At 43.8% G+C, this 15,566-nt stretch carries 12 protein-coding genes; 9 read left to right on the plus strand and 3 right to left on the minus strand.

Features of this window, described 5'->3' with window-relative positions:
• Nucleotides 1-96 precede the first annotated feature (96 nt).
• On the plus strand, nucleotides 97-1,857 hold the full coding sequence (locus PAENI_RS15335; protein ID WP_149645885.1) for an ABC transporter ATP-binding protein: 1,761 nt from the start codon (nucleotides 97-99) through the stop codon (nucleotides 1,855-1,857).
• Nucleotides 1,858-1,862: 5 nt separating this feature from the next.
• Nucleotides 1,863-3,722 carry an ABC transporter ATP-binding protein gene (locus PAENI_RS15340; protein ID WP_149645886.1) on the plus strand — a complete coding sequence of 620 codons (1,860 nt, stop codon included), beginning with the start codon at nucleotides 1,863-1,865 and terminating at the stop codon, nucleotides 3,720-3,722.
• 69 nt (nucleotides 3,723-3,791) lie between these two features.
• On the opposite strand, the gene PAENI_RS15345 is transcribed toward PAENI_RS15340, so the two are convergent.
• The 3 genes from PAENI_RS15345 to PAENI_RS15355 all read right to left on the minus strand — a co-directional run bounded on the left by PAENI_RS15345 (nucleotide 3,792) and on the right by PAENI_RS15355 (nucleotide 6,486).
• Nucleotides 3,792-4,040 (minus strand): DUF7667 family protein, encoded by a 249-nt coding sequence (locus tag PAENI_RS15345; protein WP_042186363.1) that lies wholly within the window; start codon nucleotides 4,038-4,040, stop codon nucleotides 3,792-3,794.
• Between the two features lie 614 nt (nucleotides 4,041-4,654).
• A complete protein-coding gene (locus PAENI_RS15350) occupies nucleotides 4,655-5,695 on the minus strand; it encodes an HD-GYP domain-containing protein (protein WP_076284183.1) in 1,041 nt (346 codons plus the stop codon).
• 77 nt (nucleotides 5,696-5,772) lie between these two features.
• Complete coding sequence (locus PAENI_RS15355) at nucleotides 5,773-6,486, minus strand: molybdenum cofactor biosynthesis protein (protein WP_149645887.1); 714 nt, start codon at nucleotides 6,484-6,486, stop codon at nucleotides 5,773-5,775.
• Nucleotides 6,487-6,622: 136 nt separating this feature from the next.
• On the opposite strand from PAENI_RS15355, the gene PAENI_RS15360 reads away from it, so the two are divergent.
• From PAENI_RS15360 to PAENI_RS15390, 7 genes are all read left to right on the plus strand, one after another.
• Nucleotides 6,623-8,062, plus strand: coding sequence for a bifunctional metallophosphatase/5'-nucleotidase (locus PAENI_RS15360; protein ID WP_262495621.1), 1,440 nt, complete (start codon nucleotides 6,623-6,625; stop codon nucleotides 8,060-8,062).
• A 72-nt stretch (nucleotides 8,063-8,134) separates the two neighbouring features.
• Nucleotides 8,135-8,962: an undecaprenyl-diphosphate phosphatase gene (locus tag PAENI_RS15365; protein WP_042186371.1), complete on the plus strand. Its 828-nt coding sequence runs from the start codon at nucleotides 8,135-8,137 to the stop codon at nucleotides 8,960-8,962.
• 145 nt (nucleotides 8,963-9,107) lie between these two features.
• Entirely contained in the window at nucleotides 9,108-10,211 is a 1,104-nt protein-coding gene (locus tag PAENI_RS15370; RefSeq protein ID WP_149645889.1) for an HD-GYP domain-containing protein, read from the plus strand.
• 232 nt (nucleotides 10,212-10,443) lie between these two features.
• Entirely contained in the window at nucleotides 10,444-11,580 is a 1,137-nt protein-coding gene (gene yfkAB / locus PAENI_RS15375) for a radical SAM/CxCxxxxC motif protein YfkAB (RefSeq protein ID WP_149645890.1), read from the plus strand.
• Nucleotides 11,581-11,631: 51 nt separating this feature from the next.
• Nucleotides 11,632-12,960 (plus strand): hemolysin family protein, encoded by a 1,329-nt coding sequence (locus PAENI_RS15380; protein ID WP_042193528.1) that lies wholly within the window; start codon nucleotides 11,632-11,634, stop codon nucleotides 12,958-12,960.
• Between the two features lie 164 nt (nucleotides 12,961-13,124).
• Nucleotides 13,125-13,805: a response regulator transcription factor gene (locus PAENI_RS15385; RefSeq protein WP_149645891.1), complete on the plus strand. Its 681-nt coding sequence runs from the start codon at nucleotides 13,125-13,127 to the stop codon at nucleotides 13,803-13,805.
• Nucleotides 13,802-15,556 carry a sensor histidine kinase gene (locus PAENI_RS15390; RefSeq protein WP_149645892.1) on the plus strand — a complete coding sequence of 585 codons (1,755 nt, stop codon included), beginning with the start codon at nucleotides 13,802-13,804 and terminating at the stop codon, nucleotides 15,554-15,556. Before PAENI_RS15385 ends, PAENI_RS15390 begins: the two co-directional genes overlap by 4 nt.
• Nucleotides 15,557-15,566: the final 10 nt, after the last annotated feature.

Raw genomic sequence — 15,566 nt, forward strand, 5'->3', positions numbered from 1 at the left:
CTAAAATTGAAAGCGCTAAAAAATAGCTTTATTTTGTAAAGCTAAGTCTATGCTTACGAAGCAGCTTTACTTCGTAAAGCTTTAAGGAGGAGAGATATGGATGTTCTCAGGCAACTGCGAGGCTATTACCGAGAGAAGCTACATTATTTGATTCTTTCGATTGTATGCTTGGCCGCCGCAACTGCAGTGGGGCTAATTACCCCCAATTTGTTAAGGAAGCTGATCGATGAAGTAATTGTTCCACTCAAGTTTAAAGAGGTGCCCGTGTTGGCTCTCAGTGTGTTAGCTGTAGTAATCGTAAAAGCATGCCTGCAATTTGCACATGGTTTTTTTGGAGGGCGGTTAGGTAATTTTCTAGCATATCGGCTACGTAACGCTTGTTATGAGAAATTACAATTTCTATCTTTCCGTTATTATGATACCGCGAAAACAGGAGATCTGATGTCCCGGCTGACCGGGGATTTGGAAGCGATTCGGAACTTTATCGGTTTTGGTTTTGCTCAGTTGCTAAATGTGTTTTTTATGGTGCTCTTTGGTTCTATCATGATGTTCACCATTAATTGGCAGCTAACATTGGTTACTTTGATTACTATGCCATTTCTGGCAGCAGTAGCTTTAAGATTTGAGTCCAAGATTCATCCGGCCTTCCAAGAGATGCGCCTTGCGCTGAGTTCTCTGACAACGGCTGTACAGGAGAATATCACGGGTGTGCGAACTGTCAAATCGTTTGCTAGAGAGGCTCACGAAGTTGAAAAGTTCTCACACCGTAATGAACGTTATAAGAATAATCAGATTTTTGCCGCTGAGCTCTGGAGTAAGTTTTTTCCTGTCATGGAGCTTTTAGCATCGGTAAGTATAGCTATCCTGTTAGGCGTAGGTGGTACACTCGTCATTAACGGGAAAATGTCACTAGGTGAATTGGTTGCCTTCTTCAGTTTGATTTGGTACATCATTGGACCGGTATGGGGTCTAGGCTTTCATATTAATAACTATACACAGTCCAAAGCTTCGGGAGAACGTGTACTTGAAGTACTTAATCAAAAAATTGATGTCAAGGATAAAGAGGATGCCCGTGAACTGATACCTTCCGAGGTTAAGGGGGACGTTGCCTTTAATCATGTCACCTTTGCGTACGGGAACAAAATGCCTGCTGTTACTGACATCCATTTTGAAGCTAAATCAGGTGAAATTATCGGATTTCTTGGAGGCACAGGTTCAGGTAAATCCACTATTACTCAACTGATGATGCGTGCTTATGATGTCAATGAAGGGAGTATTACGCTGGATGGCATTGATATTAGAGAATACAGTGTGCGCAGCCTGCGGTCACAGATTGCCACCGTATTCCAGGAAACATTCCTGTTCTCCTCATCCATCCGCAACAATATTTCATATGGCTTGAAAAATGTAAGCATGGAGGAGATTATCCGTGCTGCACAGCTGGCAAAGGCGCATGATTTCATTATGGAGATGGCAGACGGCTATGACACTGTAGTGGGTGAACGCGGGATGGGTCTCTCTGGCGGACAAAAGCAGCGGATTGCGATCGCAAGAGCCCTGCTTAAGAATCCGCGTATCCTCATCCTCGACGATGCGACCAGTGCGGTCGATATGGAAACGGAACATGAGATTCAAGCGGGATTCCAGGAGGTCATGAATGGGCGTACAACACTTATAATTGCCCATCGGATATCCTCCTTGCGACATGCGGATCAGATCATTGTTATGAACGAAGGTCATGTTCAGCAGCGTGGTACTCATCAGGAGCTAATTGAAGTTCCGGGTCCATACCAAGATGTATACCGGATACAATATGCTGACTATCTGGCCAGAGCTACCGGAAGAGGGGAGGAGTGAGGCATATGAAACTTGAAGCCAAACAGAACACCGCTTCGGGAGCAAAGCGTAAAGCAGCCGAGCAGAAGACACTTGATGAACGTTTCGTGTACAAAGATGATGATGTGATCGACAAAGCGTTTGACTGGAAGCAGTTCACCAGATTATTCAGCTATATGAAGCCTTACGCCAAACAGATGCTTCCACTGGTTTCTATCATGATGATTCTGGGAACCATTACGAAGCTGACCGTGCCTTTCTTGACAAGTTTAGCTATCGACCGTGCTATAGCGCCTAAGGTTGGGAATCCAAGCTTAACACTTCTTTATTCGCTTACCGCAGGTGTCATTGTCTTATATCTCATTCAATGGATTGCAGGCGTGTACCGGATTAAGTACACGAACATCATTGGACAAAGAGTCATTTATGACTTGCGTTCTGACTTGTTCAAGCATATTCAGAAGCTCTCTTTTAACTTCTTCGATAAACGCCCAGCAGGTTCGGTATTAGTACGTGTGACGAATGATATCAACTCACTGCAGGATTTGTTCACGAACGGGGTAGTCAATCTGATGATTGACTGTGTACAGCTTTTGGGGATTACCATTATTCTGTTATTGATCAACTGGAAACTTGGTCTTGCAGTAATGGTTACGGTTCCGATCATGTTCTTTATTTCTACTAAGCTGCGTCAGAAGATTCGGATCGCTTGGCAGGATGTGCGGATGAAGAACTCTAGAATTAATTCTCACTTGAATGAATCGATTCAGGGGATCAGAGTCACTCAAGCGTATACACAAGAACGTGAAAACATGAATTATTTCGATTTTATGAATACAGATAGTAAAAAGTCCTGGAATAAAGCATCTGCGATGAACCAAGCTTTCGGGCCGATGATCGAGATCACTGGTGGTTTTGGAACGATGATCCTCTTTTGGCTAGGAGCGTATCTCATCCAATCTGGCGAGCTTACTGTCGGTTTGCTGGTAGCGTTTAGTTCTTATGTCAGCAACTTCTGGGACCCGATCAACCGTCTGGGGCAGATGTATAACCAACTGCTGGTAGCGATGGCCTCCTCAGAACGGATCTTTGAATATTTGGATGAGCAGCCTTCGGTTCAAGATAATCCAGGGGCTAAACCACTAGGAACGATTCGTGGAGATATTAACTTTAATAAGGTTGTTTTTGAATATGAAAAAGGTCGGGCGGCTTTAAAGGGCATCGATCTGGATGTAAAAGCTGGGCAATCGATCGCGCTGGTGGGTCATACTGGCTCGGGGAAAAGTACGATTATTAACCTGATTGGCCGGTTCTATGATATTAAGAGCGGAAGAATTACGATTGACGGTGAAGATATCCGTGAAGTTACTCTAGATAGTTTGAGAAGGCAGATCGGAATCGTGCTGCAGGACACCTTCATTTTCTCAGGAACGATTCGCGATAATATCCGATTTGGTCGACTGGATGCTACCGATGAAGAAGTGGGAAATGCCGCGAAAGCAGTAGATGCCCATGACTTTATTATGAAGCTTCCTGGAGGGTATGAGACAGAGGTAGAAGAGCGTGGTAGTGCCTTGTCCATGGGACAGCGTCAGCTGCTCTCCTTTGCCCGTGCACTATTGGCGAATCCACGGATTCTGATCCTTGATGAAGCTACGGCAAGTATTGATACAGAGACGGAGCTGAAGATTCAAGAGGCACTCAAAATCTTACTTCAGGGCCGGACCTCCTTTATCGTCGCTCATAGACTATCTACCATTCGCCATGCGGATAAAATAGTCGTTCTGGACCATGGTGAGATTAAAGAAGAAGGAACCCACCGAGAACTGACATCACGTGATGGTGTGTATAACGGATTAATAGAAGCGCAGTTCCGCTTTCTATAGCAAAGAACAACAGCCCATTCCCCTTGCGAAAGCAAATGAGGAGTGGGCTGTTTTATATCGTACGTCCAATTATTTCGGGCGTTTAGGTAATCTACCCGTTATACGTAGCTCAAACATTTGGGCACAAATATCCTGATGCCACTGTGTATCCGTTGTTTGTTCCGCTAACAGTATTTCATTCTGTAGTCGTGCCATCTCCCAACAGTAAGTGGCATTCACCTGTAGGCATTGCTGTTGTTCCGTTTCTTCGGAGGCTGTAAGCTGGCGTAGACGACTTAGAGTGAACAGCTCGGCAAGACGTTCATGGACTGGAAGCATACTTTTTACCTCCTGGAAATATTTAAACCACATATTAGTCTCGCCAAGAAAATTGTAATTCAATCATCAAGAGATTAATGATAGGAGGGGTACAACTGACTAAGGGTTATGGGCAATGGGAGGATCTGTTGGGGATTTGTAGGAAGGAAGAATTTAGGTAGGTACAGATTAAAGAAGGTAAGGAATTAGGAACCTGGATTCGGAGCTTTCTATTGCAGTATTTACAATAGAAAGCACCTTATCCACTCATAAAATAACATCTATTGCACTTTGTGCAACAGCATTAGGAAAATGTGATTATAAAAGGCGTTTTTTTTATTTTTGATTGCATAAAATACAACAGAACTACAATCCAGCTCTACGTACAAGAATTCTGTTGCATATAATACAACAGAAAAAATCCCCCGAAAGAAAACGGAGGATCATGGATTTCGAAAGATAGCTTTGAGGCCCCGATTCTTGCGAAGCAAAGAAGGAGCCTCAAAGCGAGGTTACACAAGGCGTTCCTTCTATCCACCACCGCCACAAGTTTACACTAAACTTCTGGTTGTACAGAGGTTGGAACCCTAAGGGCCCTCCCTTTGAAGAAAGGGTTTGGGAGGGAGCGAAGCGCCTTAGTCCATGTAAATTTCTACAATGGCAACGTTCCGTTCGCGGGAAAGGTCCACGAACATTCCGTCAACCTTTACCAGTGGTCGGAAAATATCGACCAGATTGTTCATAATAATTACGCCAATATCACCTGTGTTCAGTAACACACGCTTGCCGATGAAGTTGGGCATTAAATGCTGGATAAAGGCTTGAACGGTTTTAGCGTTCAGTTTACCGAAACTTAGATTGTTTATTTCACGCAGGACGGAAATAAGCTCTTGCTTCGACTGATAGACTCGTTTAGAAGTCATCGCACTATAAATGTCAGCTACAGCTGCAATTTGTGCATAAGGATGAATATCAGATTTGGTTAGACCGCTCGGATAGCCAGAGCCGTCCTCACGCTCATGATGTTGGAGCGCAGCCAAAGCTGTGTAAGAATCGTCCATGGAATTACGTATAATTTCGTAGCCGTACTTAGTATGTAGTTTGATTTCCTCGAACTCATCTGGCGTTAGCTTCCCTGGTTTATTCAAGAGAGAGGGTGAAATTCGGCATTTTCCAATATCAATCAAATAGCCTGCACGACCAATTTCATAGCATTCTTGTTTGGAATAACCAAGCCATATCGCAATATAATAAGAGAGCATGCCTACCTGAAGGGAGTGATTATAGGTATAGTTATCTTCCCGATCTAGCAAAAGCAGGAGGGACACTACATCTTTATGCTTGTCCAAAGTTTGAAGCGAAGGCTGAAGGATGTCGTTTACCACGGATTGGTTGAAGCTTCCTTTTAATAATGCTTCCATATAAAGAGACTCGAAGCCGTCAATCATGGTATCAAAACTAGTGGTCACCGTCTGAATAATTGAAGGTCTGCTGAGGGGTGATACCTCTTCTTCTAACGTCTCGATATCAACATAATCAACTCCAAGCTGCATCAGCTTGGCGATATCATTTATTTGGAGCAGTGATCCTTTTGGTAGTACATGTAAACCCCTAGAACTATACGCGTCCGCGTTAAGGTGATTACCAGGTTTTAGATCCGAGACGTGTACTCTCAATGCCTATGCCACCTTTTATCCGATTTTATCCAGAATATCAACAAAGTTCAGATTTTTCAATCAAAAAGGAGAAAAGATTATTTGTGGATTGTATCGCTAGCTTTTTGATCAGAGTTCACCCAATGTTGGCCCGATTCATTAATGTCTTTTTTCCAAACGGGAACCGTCTGTTTCAATCGTTCAATGGCAAAGCGACTGGCTTCGTAGCAGGTATCGCGATGGGGTGTGGAGACGGCAATGATAACACTTGCTTCCTTTAAACCTACAAGCCCTATGCGGTGAGATATGGCGCAGTTTGCGTTCCAGCGGTTCTTCACCTCTTTACCAATCTCCTCTAGTTTACTTAAGGCCATAGGAATATAGGCATCATAATGAAGTGCGGTTGTACGTTGTTCTCCGGTCATTTCACGTGTAGTGCCGATAAATAATAAGGATGCTCCGTGATTGACGTCAAGAACGGCATCTAGAAGCTTCTCTGCATTTAAAGGCTGGTCCGTTATGCTATAGAGACCATTAGTAGTAGTTTCATATATAGTGCCATTCTCTCCCCCGGAAACTGGAGGAATAAGTGCGACTTCGGAAGACGCTGTGATGATAGAATCATCAGGAGCATATTCCCGGTCAATGGCAATTAAAGAAGCCCCAATTTGGGATGCTGCATTCGGATAAGAGGCAGATAGAAGCTCCTTCAGCTTGCCAGCTGTTAAGGGAATCTCATTCGCTTGGAAGGACAGAGAAGAAGAGCCGATTGTCTCAGCCAGACCCGCGAATAGTCGGATAGTAATATGCATTTTTATTCTCCTCTGATGTATGATCTGATGTCTTCAATATACCATAATGTGTCTGAAAATGTTATGCTAGGCTCTATAAGATCACGCACCGACTGCTTCATTAAAGAGCAGCTCAAGGGTAGGAGGAATGTTGCTTATGGGGCATGTGCCACAAAGACTGACCATACTTCATACCAATGATATACATAGCCATTTTGAAATGGTAAGTCCGGTGGCAGCGGAAATCGCCGCACAAAGGGCTGCAGCGGGAGAAGAGCCTGTACTGCTGCTGGATATTGGTGATCATATGGATCGTGCAGCTGTTGAGACAGAAGGCACTATGGGTCAGGCTAACATCGACGTATTAAACTTAACAGGATATGATGCTGTAACCATTGGCAATAATGAGGGGCTCACGTTCTCTCAGGAGATGTTGTCATCTATTTTTTCCGGGTTACAGTGTCCGGTAGTATGCTGTAATTTTGTAGAGTCTTCGACAGGAGAGCCACCAAGCTGGATGAAGCGTCATGCGGTCTTGGAGAAGGATGGAATTAGAATTGGAGTGACCGGAGCAACAGCGGCATTTACTTCATTCTATTCCCTTTTGGGCTGGGATGCTTTAGATCCTGAGACTGCACTCCGGGAACAATGCCTACTTTTAGCGCCACAGGTGGATATTTTAATCGTTCTATCTCATCTCGGACTTCCTACGGATAAAATTCTGGCAGAACGGTTAGAGGGCGTACATGCCATTCTTGGTGGACATACGCACCATCTGTTAGAAGAGCCTATTATGATTAATGGTACTGCCGTATGCGGTGCTGGGAAATTCGGTCGGTATCTCGGGCGCCTACAATTTGAGCGACTAGATCCTCAGTCTGATTTCAGCTTAGTGACGGGTGAATGTATTCCTATTGACCCCCTTCTAAAGGAGGAGGTTATAGGTCCTGCAGTCGCTATTCATTTGAAGCATGGCCAAGAATCTCTTCAGACGATCGCTGCGATTACTGACCGTGAGCTTCCTTTGAACTTGCGGGGAGAGTCCCCCTTTGGCAATCTTTTGGCACAAGCAGTACGTAGATTTACAGGAACTAGTATGTCATTAGTTAACACGGGTCAGCTGCTAGGAGCATTGCCGGAAGGCGAGGTTACGACAGGGATGTTGCACGCACTTTGTCCTTCTCCCATCAATACTTGCATCATTAAGCTGAAGGGTATAGATATTCGCACAGCTTTGGAACAGAGCCTTACAGAGGAGTTTTATAGTAAGGTCATTTACGGGTACGGTTTCCGCGGGAATCATCTGGGCAGCTTGGCAGTAGATGGATTAAAAATCTTGTACGACCCACTAATGATACCGTATGATAAGAGTGTTGCAGTTTTTGTCGAAGGAAACCCACTGGAGGATGAAAGAGAGTATAATGTTGGTACGCTGGACATGTTTACTTTCAGGGCCGGCTATGAGACGATCGCGAATGGGAAGGATGCTTTGTTTCTATTGCCACATTTTTTGCGCGATCTCTTGCGGATGGAGTTACAGCGTCCAAACAGCCTCGATGAATGCATGCTCACTCGCTGGGAGGCTAAGTCTGAATAAGGCCGACAGCTCATAATCTACACTTATAGACTCCATTTAACAGTGCTAGATTCCCAAAAATAGGAGGACATTATGGACACGATTACAGCTATTATTTTAGCAATTGTCGAAGGAATCACTGAATTTATTCCTGTATCTTCGACCGGACACATGATCTTGACCACGAAGCTATTAGGCTTCGCTGAGCAAGATTCGATTATGAAGACTTATGAAATTGTAATTCAACTAGGGGCGATTTTGGCGATTGCACTTGTTTACCGTAAGCGAGTACTCAATTTGCTAGGGATTGGACGTAGTAGTTCAGGTAGAGGAGGCGTTATGCCGGCATCCCGTCTGAACTTAATTCATGTGATTCTCGGGATTGCCCCAGCACTTGCTGTGGCATTTTTTGCCCGCGATTTTATCAAAAGTCTTTTTGGAGCTTCGACTGTACTCTGGGCACTGGTGGCCGGAGGGATTCTAATGATTGTTGCAGAATGGGTGAACAGACGCAAAATACGAATTACTGCTCACGAACTGGATGATTTGTCTTACGGACAGGCGCTCGCGATTGGATTGTATCAGATTATTTCGGTACTTTGGCCGGGCTTCTCCCGTTCCGGATCTACTATTTCCGGGGGGATGTTAAGCGGGGTCAGCTATAAGGCTTCTGCGGATTTTTCCTTCCTCATAGCCATTCCTATTATGTGTGCGGCTTCCGGGTATGAACTGCTGGATTCGTATAAAAACTTCACAAGTGAGACGATTGGTTATTTTGTAATTGGTTTTCTGATTTCTTTTGTAGTGGCATATTTAGTGGTCATTTTGTTTATGAAATGGATTCAAAAGATTCGATTAACGCATTTCGCGATCTATCGATTTATTCTTGCTGCTGTATTCTGGTTGTTTATTATGCGTTAATGCCCGTTGGCATAGACCTAGACACATCTGATTTTCTTTAAGGTACACCTGTCTGAATTTCCATAGAAACGGTATAGACAAAGCGTGTGACCCAAGGATTTCAATACAGAATAGCATTTTACCGTTAAAGGCAGGAGTGAGTTTAGTGCGTTTAGTATCCGTGAATCAGCTTCAAGCAGGCATGAAATTAGGTAAAAAAATATATAATGATGAAGGTCTAACTCTACTCGCGGACGGGGTAGAGCTTACGGATGCATTGATCAAGCGTCTTGCAAGAATTGATATCGGCTATATCTACATAGAGGATTCTGTCACGGACGATATTGTGATTACTGGTATTCTACAGGATGAGACGCGCAATCAGGCCCTAAAGGTGATTCGTAATCAATTTCAGCAAATGTCTGGGGTTTCAGGAATTACCAAGGGTCTGTATCATCTGGACAAAAAATTTTCTAAGATCATGGATAACATTTTAGACGATATGTCTTTACAAGAAGATCCGATGATCATGCTGATGGATATGCACACTGCTGATAACTATTTATATGTCCATTCCCTGAATGTCTGCTTGTACACTTTAGTGCTTGGTATTGCTCACGGGTATAGTAAAGAGGAACTTCGAGTGATTGGGCTAGGCGCGCTGCTGCATGATATTGGGAAGACACAAATCCCGATAAAAATCGTACAGAAACCCGGCAGGCTCAGTGATGAAGAATTCCGCCACATGCAGGCTCATACCGAGATTGGGTTTCAGATTCTAAAGGAGGAGCCGAATATCCCGCTGCTCGCAGCACATTGTGCCTTGCAGCATCATGAACGCATTGACGGTTCCGGATATCCTCGCGGATTAACAGGACCCCAAATCCATGAATATGCCAAGTGGCTGGGTGTGGCGGACTCCTACGATGCCATGACCTCCAATAGAGTCTACAAAAAGGCTATGCTGCCACATCAAGCCGTTGAGGCCCTCTATGTTGGTTCCGGTACTTTATATGAGCAGAAGCATTTAGAATTGTTTAGAGATCGCGTAGCTATCTATCCGCTGGGGCTTACGGTGAAGCTCAGTACGGGGGAGAGCGGGGTTGTGGTCAAAATAGATCCAAGTACGCCTCACAGACCCACCGTACGTGTGCTTACGGGTCCTGAAGGAGAGAAAGTCGTACCGTTTGAACGAGATCTTAGTAAAGCCCTCTCCGTTGTTATTATTGACGTCGCAGAACAAGGCGGTTCTCTGGAAACGCCAAATTGATTATTTATAGCAGCGTGGAGAGAAGATTAGGCTTGTCCGAAGATATGTCGGAAGCCTATTTTTCGTCTCGCTGCTTTTATTTTTTTTGAAATGTAGCGCAAGTATAGAAGGTCAGAAAGGCATCATAAGTGCAGTTTTTTTGACTAACGTGGTATGATATAGGGTAAGTCATCGTTCTTTCTTCATGATTTTGGGTTAATAATAGGAATAAGATTTAAAGGAGCTAGTGCAAATGAATGTTTTAAGACCATTAACATCTTCACCGAGGGAGCTGTCGCCAAGTTACGATCCATGGGATCCAATCACTTCTCTACGTAAGCATGGCCGCCATGTGCTAACGAGTGTGGAATTCACTGTAACCAATTTATGCAATATGCGGTGTGAGCACTGTGCTGTTGGTGATAGTCTAACCTCCAAAGAAGGAGATATGCTACCGCTTAAGAATATGCTAGACCGTTTAGAGGAAGTTGAGCATCTAGAAACTATTAGTATTACGGGCGGAGAGCCCATGTTCCGCGCCGGAACGGTGGATAATATCATTGTGCCATTGTTGAAATACGCCAAAGAGCGGGGAATCAGATCACAAATTAATTCTAATCTGACTATGCCGTATTCCCGTTATGAGAAGCTGCTTCCATATCTGGACGTTATGCATATTTCATTTAATTATGTGAACGGTGACGATTTTCATGAAGTCGGTTTTGCGAACAGTGGTCATGCGGTTGCCAAGGAAGCCGCTTACCGGCTATATAATACAATGATTGAGAACTCTCGCCAACTAAGTGAGGATGGTATGTTAATTTCTGCGGAAACTATGATTAATTACCGTACCCACACTAAGCTGCCTGAAATTCATAAGCTGATTCTCGACATGGGAGCAAAACGCCATGAAGTTCATCCGATGTACAATTCGAGCTTTGCTTCCGCTTTGCCAGTGTTATCTTTAAATGAAATGCGGACAGCGATCCATTCGTTACTGGACCAACGTGATCCAGAGGTATGGATGTTGTTCGGCACGCTTCCGTTTTTTGCTTGTAGCTTCCTTGAAGAAGATCAGAAATTGCTAAGTAGAATGCGTGCAGAGAAGAATGTTACGCTTCGTAACGATCCGGATGGTCGGAATCGTGTGAACGTAAATATGTTTACTGGAGATGTTTTCGTTACAGATTTCGCTGATATCGCAGCCTTTGGTAACATAGACAACCAAAAACTGGATGATATATTTATCGATTGGCAGACGAAGCATCCGCTGAACCAGAAGGTGAACTGTTACTGTGATGCAGCAGGTTGTTGCGGACCTAACCTGTTAGTAGCGGATATGTATTATCCGGAAGTTGACTTCAAAACTAGAAAAGCGATCAATCTGTAGAAATGAGGCGTTGTTAAAGTGGCGCATACGGAATTTGAAGTAGGGAGATTAATGCTTAATCTTTTGCTTGTTCTGGTGCTCGTATTATTGAACGGTATTTTTGTAGCAGCGGAGTTCTCATTAGTTAAGGTCAGGCAGTCTCGTCTGACCCAACTTGTCAGTGAAGGTAATAAAATGGCTGGATATGCACTCAAGGTAAATAAGAGACTGGATTCTTACTTATCTGCCACCCAGTTTGGGATTACACTCGCGTCACTGGGATTAGGCTGGGTCGGTGAGCCGGCCATTTCAGAGCTGCTCGTTGAGCCGTTAATGTATAAAATGGGGATTACCGACGGTACTCTGATATCTACTGTTTCTGTTGTTATCGGATTTTCGATTATTACATTTTTACATATTGTACTTGGTGAGCTTGCACCGAAATCGCTTGCGATTCAAAGAACAGAAGGATCTGCGCTACTGCTCTCGGCACCGCTGATGTTCTTCTATAATCTCTTTATGCCTTTTATCTGGATACTGAATGCATCGGCGAACGCATTGCTTCGTTTAGTGGGTGTTGAGCCCGCGAATGAGAGTGAGGCAGCCCACTCGGAAGAGGAAATTCGTATCCTGATGAATCAGAGTGCTAAGAGTGGTGTCATTGATAAAGATGAGATGAAGCTGATGGATAACATCTTTGAATTCTCTGATCTTCTCGCTCGTGAAGTCATGTTGCCTCGTACGGATATGGATGTGCTGTACAGCAATCTTTCGCTCGAAGAAAATATGAAGATTATTACAGAAACAAGACATTCACGTTATCCGGTTGCTTTTGAAGACAAGGACCGTATTATTGGTTTTATTCATATTACCGACCTGCTGTTTGCTCCACCTGAGCAGCAGAATGATCTTACGACGCTGGTTCGACCAATTCTTAACGTGCCGGAATCGATGGAGATTAGCCATACGCTTCGTTTTATGCAGAAGAATAAAGCTCAGCTAACGCTAGTTGTCGATGAATACGGCGGTACAGCCGGGCTACTGACAGCAGAAGAAATTCTGGAAGAAATCGTAGGCGATCTGCATGACGAATTCGAAGATGAGCGTCCGAGTGTGGAGCGTAATGGTGATTATATTTCCGTTGAAGGCCGGATGCTGATTGAAGATGTCAACGATCTTACGGGTGTAGTGATCGAGGATGATGAAGTGGATTCCATTGGTGGCTGGTTGTTTAAGGAGCTGGAGGGGAATCCAACCAAAGGAAAACGGGTTAAAGTAGAAGATGTGATATTTGAAGTCGAGGAATCGACAAGATTGCGGATCACTCGAATTAATATCCATCGGGAACCCCCCATTGAGAACGAAGAAAATCCATCAGAGCCGGACGGAAATAAAGAATAACCTATTGAAAATTGTGCGTATTGTTCCGAGTGATCAGGGATAAAATGAACTCCTCCTGCTAGAGCTGCATGGCTCATGACAGGGGGAGTTTTTTTGTGGACACATAAAGGACATAACACTCGACTATGCTAATATTTATAAATGGTTTGAAAGCGGGGTCTAGATTGAAAAAGAAGCTTCTTCTCGTTGAGGATGAAATTCGTATTCGTGAACTGGTGTCTGATTACTTCATACAGAATGATTGGGAAGTACTCGAAGCCGATAATGGAATAGATGCATTGGTTTGGTTTGACTCACTGCTGCCGGATCTGCTGATTTTGGATATCATGATGCCTGCTATGAATGGCTTTGAAGTCTGCCGTGAAGTTCGCGAAAAATCAGCGGTACCTATCATTTTGTTAACCGCCAAGTCTACAGATGACGACAAAATCTACGGCTTTGAATTAGGAGCGGATGATTATGTTACAAAGCCATTTAGTCCAAAGGTGCTGGTAGCCCGGGCAAATGCACTTATGAAGCGTGTTGAAGGCTCCCATCAGCCTGAATCCAGCGTAATAAAATTTGGTTCCGCGATGTTTAACACTTTAGCTCATCGCTTAGAGGTAGAAGATGCGGAAGTGGAGCTTACCCCTAAGGAATATGATCTTTTATGGCTTTTAATACGAAACAAAGGGATTGTCATTTCAAGGGATACGATCCTTAGTCGGATCTGGGGAATTGAATTTGAAGGAGATTCTAGAGTTGTGGACAGTCATATTAAAAAGCTGCGAAGTAAATTGGGTTATGAATCTCGGTTTATTCGTACGGTAATTGGTACAGGGTACATGTTCGAGGAAGAGGCATGAGAAGACGCGGAATTACTTTTAAACTGTTTGTGATGACCGTTATCTTTTTCCTCTGCTTTTATGGGATGGTCATTCTAAGCCAATTGCTGTTGTTTGATAATTTCTATCAGAAGCAAAAAGAGAACCGCGTGGAGAAACATCTTAAGAGCTTTGCTGCAAGATATATAAGCGAGCCGTGGGGAAGCACTCGAACCTCCCAGGAGCTCGTTCGGTTTATGCTGCGGAATAAAACACAAATGGTTATTTTGAAGCTGGATGGAAAGATGAATTCGGAAGATCCATTTCATATAAAGTTAATCGATGATGGTGGAAAGAGTATGGTTGTCTCTTTATCCCTGTTCATGAATCAGTACGGAGATGCGCTTAGAGCAGCGAACATTAAAGTAGATGATCAGCTCAGCATCGAAGGCGAACTACTGGATGAAGACAGTTCTTCACCTGCTATAATCTACCCTATAAGTATTACAAAAAAAGAGACCGGAACAATAGGGGATACGGAAGAGACTGGGATGATTCACGCTTCAGGTACTGTTACAGAAATTGTATTGCCTGATTTGAAAATATGGAATCCACGCCAAGGAATACTGTTTGAAGCTCTAGAGGAATGGTTTCCTTTGACACCGGCGCAGATAAACGACTTCAAGAATTTGAAAATACAGAAGCAAGACTGGATTGCTCCCTGGAGTGGGAGTCGCAATTCTGTGATTATTCTGCCCCTTAAGCAAAGTACCGGAGAAATTGAATTACTATTCACAGTGACCTCGTTACAGGAAGTTAAGGATTCTAATGAGGCGTTGCGTTGGTTCTTTTTATATTTGGGGATTGGCGGTATTGTCCTGATTCTGGTGCTTTCCCTCTTCTTTTCGAAAATGGTAACACGACCGCTGATTAAGTTAAACAACATAGCCAAACGGATGGTTTCTCTGGACTTTACAGGGGACACATCGATTCGGCAGAAGGATGAGCTAGGCAGTCTTTCTAATAGCATGTTCACCTTATCATTAAGTCTGGATTCTGCTTTACGAGAGTTAAGAGAGGCCAATCAGCAGCTAGTTGAGGATATGGAGCAGAAACAAAGAATGGAGATCATGCAGCAGGACTTTTTTGCCAATGCCTCCCATGAATTGAAGACACCGCTCAGTATTATCAAAGGTTTTGCCGAGGGATTAGAAGATGGCGTTAGCGCCGGCAAGCAGGATCACTACATTAAGGTGATTATTGAGGAAGCAGATAAAATGGAGTTTCTTGTTAAAAATATGCTAGATCTAGCGCGGTTGGAGTCGGGCACGATTAAACTTCGGAAAACTTCCTTTATGTTAAGTGAACTGACGGAAAAGGTGACGGACAAGCTGGTTCACTTGCTGAGTGAAAAACATTTGGAGGTCATCATTATTCCTGCAAACGAATTACCGATATATGCTGATGTGAACTGGATCGAACAAGTTCTGCTGAATTTTATGACCAATGCTATCAGACATGCGGAAGAAAGAAGTTCTATCACCGTCAATATTGAGAGTCATGCCCAGACTATTGTATTCACTGTTCAAAATATAGGAGAATCCATCCCCGAAGATCAGCTAGAGCAAATCTGGGAACGGTTCTATCGGTCTGAGCCATCTCGCAGTCGAATGACGGGCGGTACAGGTCTGGGGCTTTCCATTGCGAAGCGAATATTAGATATGCACGCTTGTCTTTATACTGTGAAAAATACGGAGAACGGCGTCAGCTTTACTGTGACCTTTGAAGGTTAAACGGATCAAC

It is taken from the genome of Paenibacillus sp. B2(2019) (genome assembly GCF_008370385.1).
GTDB lineage: Bacteria > Bacillota > Bacilli > Paenibacillales > Paenibacillaceae > Paenibacillus_AQ.

What these genes read in the sequence shown, in the direction of transcription:
- PAENI_RS15345 (WP_042186363.1), bottom strand. Translation starts at nt 4,040, where the DNA reads ATGCTTCCAGTCCATGAACGTCTTGCCGAGCTGTTCACTCTAAGTCGT.
- PAENI_RS15355 (WP_149645887.1), bottom strand. Translation starts at nt 6,486, where the DNA reads ATGCATATTACTATCCGACTATTCGCGGGTCTGGCTGAGACAATCGGC.
- PAENI_RS15360 (WP_262495621.1), top strand. Translation starts at nt 6,623, where the DNA reads ATGGGGCATGTGCCACAAAGACTGACCATACTTCATACCAATGATATA.
- PAENI_RS15390 (WP_149645892.1), top strand. Translation starts at nt 13,802, where the DNA reads ATGAGAAGACGCGGAATTACTTTTAAACTGTTTGTGATGACCGTTATC.
- yfkAB (WP_149645890.1), top strand. Translation starts at nt 10,444, where the DNA reads ATGAATGTTTTAAGACCATTAACATCTTCACCGAGGGAGCTGTCGCCA.
- PAENI_RS15365 (WP_042186371.1), top strand. Translation starts at nt 8,135, where the DNA reads ATGGACACGATTACAGCTATTATTTTAGCAATTGTCGAAGGAATCACT.
- PAENI_RS15380 (WP_042193528.1), top strand. Translation starts at nt 11,632, where the DNA reads ATGCTTAATCTTTTGCTTGTTCTGGTGCTCGTATTATTGAACGGTATT.
- PAENI_RS15340 (WP_149645886.1), top strand. Translation starts at nt 1,863, where the DNA reads ATGAAACTTGAAGCCAAACAGAACACCGCTTCGGGAGCAAAGCGTAAA.
- PAENI_RS15335 (WP_149645885.1), top strand. Translation starts at nt 97, where the DNA reads ATGGATGTTCTCAGGCAACTGCGAGGCTATTACCGAGAGAAGCTACAT.